The sequence below is a fragment of the Brevundimonas sp. NPDC055311 genome, from assembly GCF_053645695.1.
This window is the reverse complement of record NZ_JBSHMV010000005.1, coordinates 46,163-57,427: the sequence shown is the minus strand read 5'-3', so window position 1 is coordinate 57,427 and position 11,265 is coordinate 46,163. Positions and strand designations below refer to the sequence as shown.

Below are 11,265 nucleotides of genomic sequence, written 5' to 3'. Positions count from 1 at the left end.
CCATGGACCCGGCCCCGGACCTCAACATCATCGACCGCTTCCTGGCGGCCTTCTCGCAATACATCGACAGCGGGTTCGGCTTGCTCGGCGGCGACGTCGCCTTTCTCACCTCCATCCTGATCGGGCTCGACATCACGCTGGCCGGCCTGTGGTGGGCGATGGACGCGGACAAGGACGTCCTGGGCCGGTTCCTGAAGAAGATCCTCTATGTCGGAATCTTCGCCTTCATTCTCGGCAACTTCCAGCAACTCGGCGACATCGTCTTTCGCAGTTTCGCCGGGCTCGGCCTCACCGCGGGCGGCGGGACGATCGGCCCCGACGACTTGCTGAAGCCGGGCAAGCTCGCTGCCGTAGGCTTCGACGCCGCCAAGCCGATGCTGACCGCGATCAAGGACATGCTCGGCTTCCCCGCCTTCTTCGGCAACGCCCTGTCGATCCTCGTGCTGTTCGTCGCTTGGCTGGTGGTGGTGCTGGCCTTCTTCATCCTCGCGATCCAGCTCTTCCTCACGATCATCGAGTTCAAGCTGACGACGCTGGCGGGTTTCGTGCTCGTGCCGTTCGCCCTGTTCAACAAGACGAGTTTTCTCGCCGAGCGGGTGCTCGGCAACGTCGTCTCGTCGGGCCTTAAGGTCATGGTGCTTGCCGTCATCGTCGGCATCGGCGGCGGCTTCTTTGAAATGTTTCTCTCCGCCGGGACGGGCGAGCCGGACGTGGCTTCGGCGATGACGCTTGTTCTCGCCGCTCTTTCGCTGCTCGGTCTCGCCATCTTCGGACCGGGCGTCGCCTCCGGCCTCGTGTCCGGCGCGCCGCAACTCGGGGCGGGCGCGGCGGTCGGCACGGTCGCGGGCGCCGCTCTCCTCGGAGCCGGCGGCGCCGCGCTCGGCGCACGGGCGCTCGGCGCTGCGGCGTCCGGCGGCATGGCGAGCCTTCGCGCGGGAACCGCAATGGGCTCGGCGGCTCGCGCCTCTTACCAACTCGGTCAGAACGCCGCCGGAAAGTCCACCATCGGAGCGGGCGCGTCAGGCGTCGCTCGCGCCGCGGCGGGAGCGCTGAGGCAGGGCGCCCGGAACGCCGGATCGCGCCTTTCGCAGCCGTTTCGCGAGAGCGCCCAGAGGGGGCAGGACGCGGCGTGGAACGCGATGAACAGCGCGCGGCCCGCTGGCTCCGCCTCCGGCGCAGCCGTCCCAGGCGGGAGCGCCGGCGCTCATGCCGACACATCCAGCGCTCCGGCCTGGGCGCAGCGCATGCGTAGCGAACAGGCGTCCCGTCACCGAAGGCACATGATCGCGCAGGCCGTGAAGGACGGCGACCGTCCGGGCGCGCCCGCCAATCCCGACCTCAGTCAGAAGGACGATTAGCATGAAATTCAAGCGCCCCATCCAACGCTATGGCCGGACACCGCAGCCGGAAACGCCCTACCAACGGGCCGGTCAGATGTGGGACGACCGGATCGGCTCCGCCCGCGTTCAGGCCCGCAACTGGAGGCTGATGGCCTTCGGCTGCCTCGTGATCAGCGGCGGCCTCGCGGCCGGCAATGTCTGGCAGTCGACCCAGAGCCGCGTAGCGCCCTATGTGGTGGAAGTCGATCGGCTGGGCGAGGCGCGGTCGGTCGCGCCCGCCGTCCAGAACTATCGTCCGACCGACGGCCAGATCATCTGGCACCTCGCGCGCTTCGTCGCCAACGTCCGTTCCGTCTCGACCGATCCGGTGTTGGTCAAGCAGAACTGGTTGGAGGCGTACGACTTCGCCACGGACCGCGGGGCGCGGTTTCTCAATGAATACGCCCGCACCAACGACCCGTTCGCCATGATCGGCGAGCGCAGCGTGTCGGTGCAGGTCACGAGCGTCGTGCGCGCATCGGATTCGTCGTTCCAGGTGAAATGGGTCGAGCAGACCTATGAGCGGGGCAGTCTTGCCAGGACCGAGCGCTGGACGGCGATCCTGACGACGGTCTTTCGCGCGCCGAAGACAGCGGACGCGCTTCGCAAGAACCCTCTTGGTCTGTTCGTCAACGCGATCGACTGGTCCCGCGAACTCGACACGACCGCGGCGACGCAGTCGCCGGTCGGAGCGGCGCCGTTTCCCAACCCTTCCATCGCCGCCCCTGAAGGAGATACGCCGTGATCCGTTTGCCGCTTGCAGGGGTCTCCGCCCTGGCGCTCGCCGCGTGCGCGGGGAAGACCCCGCCGCCCGCCATCGCCTACGACCCCGTCGACTTCCAGCCCGCCGTCGTCGCGGCGGAACCGCCGACCCCGGTCGAGATCGTAGAAACCCCGGTTCCGTTGCCGCTGCCGGGCCAACTACAGCCTGCGCCTTCCGCGCGCCGCGAGACCGGCTCGCCCACGGCCAGCGTCGAGGCCGCAAACCGCGCCGCGACGCAGGAGCCGTCGCGCGGGGGCTACGTCAACGCCGTGCAAGTCTACCCTTGGACCGAGGGGGCGCTCTACCGGCTCTACGCCGCGCCGGAGCGAGTCAGCGACATTGCGCTTCAGCCGGGCGAGGAGCTGATCGCGGTCTCCGCCGGCGACACTGTGCGCTGGGTCATCGGCGATACGGTGAGCGGGGCCGGCGACCGTCGGCGGGTGCATGTTCTGGTCAAGCCCTTCGCGGCAGGGCTGCACACCAACATGGTCATCACCACGACGCGTCGCGCCTATCACCTCGCGCTCGAAAGCACCGATGCGACCGCGATGGCGGCGATCTCCTGGACCTATCCGCAGGACCGGTTGTTGGCGCTGCAACGGCGAAATGATGCGGCCGCGGCGGCGCAGACTATCGCGCCCGCTGTCGCCGTCGAGAACCTGCGCTTCCGCTATGCAATCACCGGCGATGCGCCGCCGTGGCGGCCGCTCCGCGCCTGGGACGACGGGGCGAAGGTTTATATCGAATTTCCGGCCCGACTCGATCAGGGCGAGGCGCCGCCGCTGTTCGTCGTCGGCCCGCTCGGCGACGCCCAACTCGTGAATTACCGGGTCAGCGGACACCATTACATCGTCGACCGGCTGTTCGCTGCGGCGGAACTGCGCATGGGCGAAGCGCCGCAGGAGGTCGTGCGGATTACCCGAACCGATGGCGATCAGCGGCGTGGCCGGAGGGCGTCGCGATGATCGACGAGCCCGACACGCCCCGGGCCACCCCGCCTCGTGAAGGTGCGCCCAAGTCGTCACCCGACGCCTTTACCTTGCGCGCCGCGCCGCGCCGCATCGTCCGGTTCAAACGCAGCGTCGTAATCGGCGGCGCCGCGGCCGGGGCGGCGGTGATCGCCGGCGTTGCCTGGCTCGCGCTGGGGCCAGCGACGCTTCGGGTCGCAGAGCCCGTTGACGAGCCGGTCGTGACGGATCACCGCGCAACCGCCGACGCCGTCGCGGACCTCCCAGGCGACTACGGCTCCATACCGCAACTCGGGCCGCCGCTTCCGGGCGACCTCGGACGGGCGATCCTTGATGACGAGCGCGTGGGAGGCCGCGCGTCCCTCGATGAGGAAGCGCCGCCGCTATCGGCGGAGGAACAGGCGCTGGAGGCGGAGCGTCAGCGTCAGGCGGCGCAGGCGGGCCAGGCCCGCGAGTCCGGCGTGATGGTGCAACTCGCGCGTCAGGCTCCCGCCACGGCAGAAGCCGCCCAGATGGGGGCGGTCGCGGCGGTCGCGCCCGCCGGGGCAGGGGAGGGACAGCCTGGCATCGATCCCCAACGCGATCCGAACGGCCAGCAGCGCAAGATCGATTTCGTGGCGCAAGGGCCGTCCTCGACGATCAACCCGCATCGCATTCAGGAGCCGGCTTCGCCCTATCAGATCATGGCCGGCAGCGTCATCGCGGCCAGTCTTGTCACGGGTCTGCGCTCCGATCTCCCTGGCTTCGTCACCGCCCAGGTCACGGAGAACGTCTATGACACCGCGACAGGCCGCATCCTGCTTATCCCACAAGGCGCGCGGCTGATCGGCGCCTATGACAGCGTCGTGGCCTTCGGTCAGAGCCGGGCGCTTCTGGTCTGGCAGCGCATCATCCTGCCTGACGGCGCTTCGATTCAGCTCGACAACTTCCCTGCGACGGATGCCGCGGGCTACGCCGGGCTCGCCGACAAGGTGGATTTCCATACATGGCGACTCCTCAAGGGCGTCGCGCTTTCCACCCTGCTCGGGGTCGGAACGGAGCTGACCATCGACGGCGAGAGCGACCTCGTCCGGGCCATCCGCGAGTCGACCCAGCAGTCCAGCAGTCAGGCCGGGCAACAGATCGTCACCCGGAATCTCGACGTCCAACCCACCATCACCATCCGCCCCGGATTTCCACTGCGCGTGATCGTCCACAAGGATCTCGTGCTGCGTCCGTGGGCCCGCTGAGAGGAGAGACCCAATGCTGAAGCTCGGCAAACTGCCTGATCGGACGCCGATCAAGCTCACCATCACCGTGACGCCGGACCTTCATCGGTCGCTGGCCGACTACGCCGCCGTTTATCGCGAGGCATACGGCGACAAAGCCGAAACCGCGGACCTTATCCCGGCGATGCTCGAAGTCTTCCTCGCCGGCGACAGGGAGTTCGCCAAGGCGCTGAAGGCGAAGGGAGGCTGAGATGGGCGTCATCGGAAAGTTCAAGCCGACCAAGCAGGGCGGCTGGGAAGGCCGCATCGAAACCCTCCTCATCGACCGGAAAATCAGGTTCGTTCCGAACGACGACCGTCGAAACGACAACTCGCCGGACTATGTCGTCATGCTCGGCTGGTCGCGCGTCGGCGAGGCCTGGAAAGCGACGTCGCGGGGAGAGAATCCGCGAGACTATCTCCGCGTTCGGTTGAACGACCCCTGGTCGGAGCCGAAGCGTGCGACCCTGTTTCCAGCGCCGGACGGCGCCACCGCCGAGCTGGTCTGCAGCCGCCAGCACCGGATGCGGGATTGGGACGATGAACCCTGACCGCCGCTCTGTGTCGTCCATCCCGAAGAAAGACGTTCGTCCGTCGCGGCGCGGCGGCCACTTTTCCGCGGATCTCGCGCGTGACGCGCAAGCGCACTTCCAGAAGCAGTCGATAGGGGAAGTTTCAGAAGTCGAGGCGCGGGCGATGCTCGCCGATCTGACGGACTTCTTTCGTATCCTGATCGAATGGGATTCGAAGCGCAGAGCAAAGCCTGGACGGTCTATTCCAAAGTCACGCAAGAAGGAGTGATGAGACGGATCACGCCCTGGTGTCGCGTTGCAGTACATTTTCGTATGTAATTGAAATATATAGCAACATTCTTAGGTTTTCGAGTTATTTGCTTGATTGGTTCTGCTGGGTCGCTAGGATTCTGCGTCCGGCGTTGTTGATGCTCTTTTCTGGATTGAGCCGTTGCCGCGCCGTTATCGCCTTTGCTCGGCGACCTTAGCGGGAGACAGATATGGCCAGTCGGAAAGTCGCGCGTTCTGCACCAGTTATCGAGATAAGACGGGCTGTTATGTATGCTCGTGTTTCATCGAAGGAGCAGGATCGGGAAGGATTTTCCATCCCGGCTCAAACCAAGCTGATGAAAGACTACGCCGATGCAAACGATATTCAGGTGGCGCGGGAATTTGTCGACGTTGAAACCGCCAAGAAGAGCGGGCGCACCAGCTTCAACGAAATGCTGCAATACGTTCGCCGGCACCCTACAGTTCGGACGCTTCTGGTCGAAAAGACCGACCGACTCTATCGCAATCTCAAGGATTGGGTGACGGTCGACGACCTCGACATCGAAATTCATTTCGTAAAAGAGGGCGTCGTCCTCTCGCAGGACTCCCGCTCTTCAGAAAAGTTCATGCACGGCATCAAGGTGCTGATGGCGAAAAACTATATCGACAATCTGTCGGAAGAAACCCGAAAGGGCATGTTGGAGAAGGCCGAACAGGGCCTGTGGCCGACAGTCGCACCGATCGGCTACCTGAACGTCGAAGGTCCGAACGGTAAGAAGATCATCACCATCGATCCGGCGCTCGGTCCGCTCGTTCAGCGCCTATATGAGTGGTATTCTACGGGCCAATACTCGCTAAAGGACGTTTCCAAGAAGGCTCGGCAGGCTGGCCTGACCTACCGGAAGAGTGGCGCTCCCATAGGCGTAAGCACGGTCCATACGATCCTGCGGAACCGAATTTATACCGGCGCCTTCGAATGGCTGGACAAGGTCTATCAGGGCTCCCACGCGCCGTTGGTTTCCAAGGACCTTTGGGGCGCGGTTCAGGATGTCCTAGATGGGCGCAAGGCGGCCAACATTCGCGCCAGCGTAAACGACTTTCCGTTCACCGGCATGATGACGTGCGGTCATTGTGGTTGCGCGATGGTCGCTGAGATCAAAAAGCAGCGATACATTTATTACCACTGCACGGGCTTCAAAGGAAAATGCGGCGAGCCGTATGTCCGCGAGGAGGTGCTGGAGCAGCGATTCGCCGGACTGTTGCGGCAACTGCGATTCGATGATGCTGCTTTTGAACTGATCCAACGCGCCTTGCGCGAAAGTCTCCAGGATGAAACCCGCGAGCGTAGGGCGGCGATTGAGCGGCTCCGCGGCGAGGCCGATCGGCTACAGGCTCGCATCGAGCGAATGTACGAAGACAAACTCGACGGGGTGATCTCCGACGACTTCTATCGCCGGATGCAAATCGTATGGCGCGAGGAGCGGGATCGTTGCCTGAAGGACATTGAGCGGCACCATAGCGCTGATGACGAGTATATCGATAACGGGATTGCGCTGATCCGTCTCGGACGGGAAGCACACGATCTCTTCGAGCGGGCCTCCGCTTCAGAGAAGCGAAGGGTGCTGAATCTCGTACTTTCGAACTGCTCCTGGGCCCATGGAGAGCTTACGGCAAAGTTCCGTCAACCATTTGATTTGTTGTCGGAAACCATCGCCCAATCCACCCTCCCAAAGAAGGGGGAAACGGGCGATTTGCCCGAAAATGAGAAATGGCTCCGCGGGTAGGATTCGAACCTACGACCAGCCGATTAACAGTCGGCTGCTCTACCACTGAGCTACCGCGGAACATCCCCTCGGGGGAGGCCGGCGTATAGCAGCGCCATTTCGATTCATGCAACCGGTAAAAGGCAGAAATCGCCAAATTTTTTCGGAAAGCCCTGCGCTACAAGGTTCGGCATGACGCCCATTCCTGTTCTTCATCCTGATGACCCGCGCATCGCCGCCTTTCGCGATGTGAAGGAGCGCGACCTGACGGGGCGGCAGGGGCTGTTCGTCGCCGAGGGGGAGGTGGTGCTGCGCGTCCTGGCGTCCGAGGCGTCACGCTGCGCACCGGTGTCCGTTCTCATCGCGGAGAAGCGATTGGCGGGGTTGAGGCAGGTGCTGGAGGGTCTGCCGGACGATGTGCCGGTCCATGCGGCGCCTCAGGACGTGCTGAACGCGGTGGCTGGGTTCGATCTGCACCGGGGCATCCTCGCCCTGGGGCGCAAGCCGGAACCGATAGCGCCAGACGTCTTGTTGGACAGTTTGCCCGAGCACGCCGTGGCGGTTGTGGCGTCCGGGATCGGCAACCATGACAATATGGGCGGCCTGTTCCGCAACGCCGCCGCCTTCGGAGCGGCGGCGGTGTTCCTGGATCGAACCTGTTGCGACCCCTTCTACCGGAAGGCGATCCGGGTTTCGGTCGGCGCGGTCCTGCGAACGCCTATGGCGGCAGGGCTAGACGCCGAGGCGATTATCGACCTGCTGCAGGGCAGGGGATTCGAGGTGTTGGCCCTGACGCCGTCGGCGGATCAGGCGCTGGCGGACATGAAGCCGGCGCGCCGCACGGCGATCCTGTTGGGCAGCGAGGGGCCGGGGTTGCCGCGCGAGATCATCGCGCGCTGTCGTCCCGTCGGCATCCCTATGGCGGGAGGGTTTGATTCGCTGAACGTGGCGGCGACCAGCGCCGTGGCGCTGCATCACGTGACGACGGCGAGGCAGGCGTAGGGCTGAAAGCAAGAAAGCCGCCCCGAAGAGCGGCTTTCTCGATGTTTCATCGCGATGGAGGCCTGACCGGGAATCGAACCCGGGTGCAAGGATTTGCAGTCCTCTGCGTCACCACTCCGCCATCAGGCCGCGACCCCGTATTTCAGAGGCCCCGCCATCGCGAGGGCCGTCAGCTATCAGATCGGATTGTCCGCTGCAACGCACGGACCTATAAGCGCGTCACATTTCTTCGCCTGAGCCGACCTGAAGGACTTCGGATTATGGATTTCGCCGCCGCCCGCAAGGTGATGCTGGACTCGCAGGTCCGCGTGAACGACGTCACCGACCGTCAGCTGCACGCCGCCATCGGCGCCGTGGAGCGCGAGCGATTCTGCGCCGCCGACCGCGCCTTCTCGGCCTATGCCGACGTCGAGCCGGAAATCGCCGGCGGCCGCCGCCTGATGTTGCCGCGTGATGTGGCCAAGCTGCTGCAGGGATTGGACGCTCGCGCCGGTGAGAAGGCTCTGGCGATCGCCGCGCCTTACGCTGCGGCCGTGCTGGCGCACATGGGGCTGACCGTGACGGCGCAGGAATCGGATGCGGCCGTGTTCGACGTGGTCGGCGCCGCTCTGGCCGAGGCCGGGGTCGAGACCGTCGTGGCGCCTCTGGGCCAGCCGCACGGCGAAGGCTATGACCTGATCATCAGCGAGGGAGCGGTGATCGAGCGCCCCGAATCGTGGATTGCGGCTCTGCGTCCCGGCGGCCGTCTGGCCGTGGTGGAGCGTGAAGGCGCCAGCGGCACCGCGGTGCTCTATGTACGCGGGCGCGAAGGCGTTTCGCGGCGCGAGCTGTTCGACGCGGCGCCGGACCTGCTGGCGGAAATGGTTCCGGCCCCCGCGTTCGCGCTCTAGGCTGACGTTCGCGCCGTAAAAGGCGTTCAGCGGTGCGACGGAAGGGGCGTCGCGCTGCGTGAAAAAAACTTAACTGGCGTCGGGGGCGCATAGCCCCCAACTACGCCGGTACAAGGCAGTACAGGCGCGCCGGATGGGGGCGTCAGGCAGGGACAGGTTCATGTTGAAACGCTCGCGCGCGCTCGCTTCGGTCGCACTGGTCGCATTGACGATGGGGGCGACGCCGGTCCTTGCCGAGTCGCTGCAGGAAGCCATCGGCCTTGCCTATCGCACCAATCCGACCCTGCTGGCGCAGCGGGCGAACCAACGCGCCCTCGACGAGAGCATCGTCCAGGCTCGCGCCGGTCTGCGTCCGACGATCAATGCTTCGGCGGGCGTCGACTACAGCCGCACGCGCAGTGATCGCGTCACCACGACGATCCCCGGTCAGACCTTTCCCATCGACACCGACGGCGACGGCGTGCCCGATGCGACCGGTACGCTGCCGGGCAGCAGCAGCACCACGGGCGGCACGATCGAAAGCGACGGCGCCACCGCCAGCGTCAGCCTGAGCCAGAACATCTGGACCGCTGGCCGCGTATCGCACGGCATTTCCGCCGCCGAGGCCAATGTCTTGGCCGGCCGCGAGAACCTGCGCGACGTCGAGCAACAGGTGATGGTGTCGGTCATCCAGGCCTATGCCGACGTCACCCGCGATCTTGAAATCCTGCGTATCCGTCAGGAGAACCTGGCGGTCCTCCGGCGGCAACTGGACGAATCGAACGCCCGTTTCGAGGTCGGCGAGATCACTCTCACCGACGTCGCCCAGTCCGAAGCGCGTCTGGCGCAATCCGAATCCGACCTGGCCAGCGCTCAGGCGCAGCTGTCGGTTTCGCGCGCGGCCTATGCCGCCGTTGTGGGACAGGCGCCGTCCAATCTGCAGACTCTGCCGATGCTGCCGGGTCTGCCGACCGACTTTGACGGCGCGATGGACGTCGGACTGGCCGAGAATCCCGGCGTACTGTCCGCCATCCATGCCCAGCGCGCGGCTGAGGCCAATGTTGCCGCGGCGAGGTCGGAATATCTGCCTTCGGCGCGCCTGAACGCCTCCTATGGCGGGACGGCCAATGACCTGTCGGGCTTCGACCTGGGCGACCGCACCAGCTTTACGGCCGGGGCCACAGTGTCCGTGCCGCTGTTCACGGGCGGCCTGAACCGTTCGCGGGTGGCCCAGGCGCTGGAACGCGCCAACGCCGCCCAGATCAATGTCGAGGGCGAGCGTCGCGCGGTGCTGCAATCGGTCAGTTCAGCCTATGCTCAAAGCGCTTCGGCGCGTTCCAGCGTCCTAGCGGGCGAACAGGCGGTGCGCGCCGCCTCGGTGGCCGCCGAGGGCGTGCGTCAGGAAGCCCAGGTGGGCCTGCGCACCACCCTGGACGTGCTGAACCAGGAACTGGAGCTGCGGAACGCGGAGGTCGCCCTGACCAGCGCGCGTCGCAATGAATATGTCGCTCAGGCCCAGCTTCTGGCCGCCATGGGCCGTCTGGGCGGCCCTAACCTGGATCCGACGATCGACGCTTACGACCCGTCGGACAATTATCGCGCCGTGCGGAACCGCGGCGCCTTGCCCTGGGACGGCGTGATCGAAGCCATCGACCGCATCGCCGCCCCGGCGACGACGCCCGCCGTCGATGTCGAGGACGCCCCGGTCGACCGCCAGCTGAAGGGCGAAGTGGTTCGCACTGCTCCCCAAGGCTGATGGTCGAACGACAAAACGTCCGTTGATTCCGACGGGCGTTGATGCGACGACAGGATTCGAAGGGGGAGGCGAGTCTTGCGGCTCGGTCCCCATCGTCGCCTGCCTTAGTCCGCATCGGTTGGCGATCGTCCCCGTTCGAGCGACCCAGGTTGAGGTTCCGACATGACCGAACAAGCCGCCCAGGAACCGACGATGGAAGAGATTCTGGCGTCGATTCGCCGGATCATCTCTGAAGACGACGCTCCGGTCGAAACCGCCCCGGCGGCGGAGGCGACGCCCGAGCCGGCGCCGGAGCCCGAGCCCGTCGTCACCGAGCCGGAGCCCGCTCCGGTCGAGGACGAAGTGCTGGAACTGACCGAACCCTATGAGGCGCCGGCCGCCGAAGCCATCGGCGATCTGGATGTGGCGGACGCCGCGCCGTTCCCGACCGAGGCCGCGCCAGCCGCGCCGCAGCCCGTAGTCGCTGCGGCCGAGGTCGAAACCCTGGTCGGCGAAACCGCCGCCGCCAGCGCCGCTTCGGCCTTCGCCGGTCTGGCCGCCAGCTTCCAGAAGCCTGAACCTGCGCCGATCGCTTCGGCCGCCGACATGAACTTCATGAGCGGCAATACGGTCGAATCCATGGTCCGCGAGATGCTGCGCCCGATGCTGAAGGATTGGCTGGACGCCAACCTGCCCGCCATCGTTGAGGCGCAGGTCCGCAAGGAAGTCGAACGCATCGCCCGCAACGCAGGCTGAT

General features: G+C 65.7%; 12 protein-coding genes and 2 tRNA genes. 12 read left to right on the top strand and 2 right to left on the bottom strand.

Annotated features, from left to right (window positions below):
• The first annotated feature begins 2 nt into the window (after positions 1-2).
• From trbL to ACWIDZ_RS14770, 8 genes are all read left to right on the top strand, one after another.
• On the top strand, positions 3-1,358 hold the full coding sequence (gene trbL / locus ACWIDZ_RS14805) for a P-type conjugative transfer protein TrbL (RefSeq protein ID WP_453989946.1): 1,356 nt from the start codon (positions 3-5) through the stop codon (positions 1,356-1,358).
• Between the two features lies 1 nt (position 1,359).
• The gene (gene trbF / locus ACWIDZ_RS14800; protein WP_253107881.1) at positions 1,360-2,124 is read left to right on the top strand and encodes a conjugal transfer protein TrbF; all 765 of its coding nucleotides are present in this window, start codon (positions 1,360-1,362) and stop codon (positions 2,122-2,124) included.
• Positions 2,121-3,107, top strand: a complete 987-nt coding sequence (trbG, locus tag ACWIDZ_RS14795) for a P-type conjugative transfer protein TrbG (protein ID WP_453989948.1) — start codon at positions 2,121-2,123, stop codon at positions 3,105-3,107. The genes trbF and trbG overlap by 4 nt, the downstream gene beginning before the upstream one ends.
• The gene (locus tag ACWIDZ_RS14790) at positions 3,104-4,339 is read left to right on the top strand and encodes a TrbI/VirB10 family protein (protein ID WP_453989950.1); all 1,236 of its coding nucleotides are present in this window, start codon (positions 3,104-3,106) and stop codon (positions 4,337-4,339) included. Before trbG ends, ACWIDZ_RS14790 begins: the two co-directional genes overlap by 4 nt.
• A 13-nt stretch (positions 4,340-4,352) precedes the next feature.
• Entirely contained in the window at positions 4,353-4,568 is a 216-nt protein-coding gene (locus ACWIDZ_RS14785) for a DUF2274 domain-containing protein (RefSeq protein WP_200165115.1), read from the top strand.
• Between the two features lies 1 nt (position 4,569).
• A complete protein-coding gene (locus ACWIDZ_RS14780; protein ID WP_253107877.1) occupies positions 4,570-4,908 on the top strand; it encodes a DUF736 domain-containing protein in 339 nt (112 codons plus the stop codon).
• Positions 4,898-5,158 carry a hypothetical protein gene (locus tag ACWIDZ_RS14775; RefSeq protein ID WP_253107876.1) on the top strand — a complete coding sequence of 87 codons (261 nt, stop codon included), beginning with the start codon at positions 4,898-4,900 and terminating at the stop codon, positions 5,156-5,158. Before ACWIDZ_RS14780 ends, ACWIDZ_RS14775 begins: the two co-directional genes overlap by 11 nt.
• A gap of 211 nt (positions 5,159-5,369) precedes the next feature.
• A complete protein-coding gene (locus ACWIDZ_RS14770; RefSeq protein ID WP_453989953.1) occupies positions 5,370-6,923 on the top strand; it encodes a recombinase family protein in 1,554 nt (517 codons plus the stop codon).
• Here ACWIDZ_RS14770 and ACWIDZ_RS14765 read toward each other — a convergent pair.
• Positions 6,909-6,983, bottom strand: a tRNA-Asn gene (locus ACWIDZ_RS14765). The genes ACWIDZ_RS14770 and ACWIDZ_RS14765 overlap by 15 nt on opposite strands.
• Positions 6,984-7,094: 111 nt before the next feature.
• On the opposite strand from ACWIDZ_RS14765, the gene ACWIDZ_RS14760 reads away from it, so the two are divergent.
• A complete protein-coding gene (locus ACWIDZ_RS14760) occupies positions 7,095-7,904 on the top strand; it encodes a TrmH family RNA methyltransferase (protein ID WP_453989955.1) in 810 nt (269 codons plus the stop codon).
• A 55-nt stretch (positions 7,905-7,959) separates the two neighbouring features.
• Here the strand turns inward: ACWIDZ_RS14760 and ACWIDZ_RS14755 are convergent.
• Positions 7,960-8,033 (bottom strand) — tRNA-Cys (locus ACWIDZ_RS14755).
• 131 nt (positions 8,034-8,164) lie between these two features.
• Between ACWIDZ_RS14755 and ACWIDZ_RS14750 the strand changes: the two genes are divergently transcribed.
• The 3 genes from ACWIDZ_RS14750 to ACWIDZ_RS14740 all read left to right on the top strand — a co-directional run bounded on the left by ACWIDZ_RS14750 (position 8,165) and on the right by ACWIDZ_RS14740 (position 11,264).
• Complete coding sequence (locus tag ACWIDZ_RS14750) at positions 8,165-8,794, top strand: protein-L-isoaspartate O-methyltransferase family protein (RefSeq protein ID WP_291775808.1); 630 nt, start codon at positions 8,165-8,167, stop codon at positions 8,792-8,794.
• A gap of 160 nt (positions 8,795-8,954) precedes the next feature.
• Positions 8,955-10,529, top strand: a complete 1,575-nt coding sequence (locus ACWIDZ_RS14745) for a TolC family outer membrane protein (RefSeq protein WP_453989958.1) — start codon at positions 8,955-8,957, stop codon at positions 10,527-10,529.
• A gap of 162 nt (positions 10,530-10,691) precedes the next feature.
• A complete protein-coding gene (locus ACWIDZ_RS14740) occupies positions 10,692-11,264 on the top strand; it encodes a DUF2497 domain-containing protein (protein WP_453989960.1) in 573 nt (190 codons plus the stop codon).
• The last annotated feature ends 1 nt before the right edge of the window (position 11,265 follow it).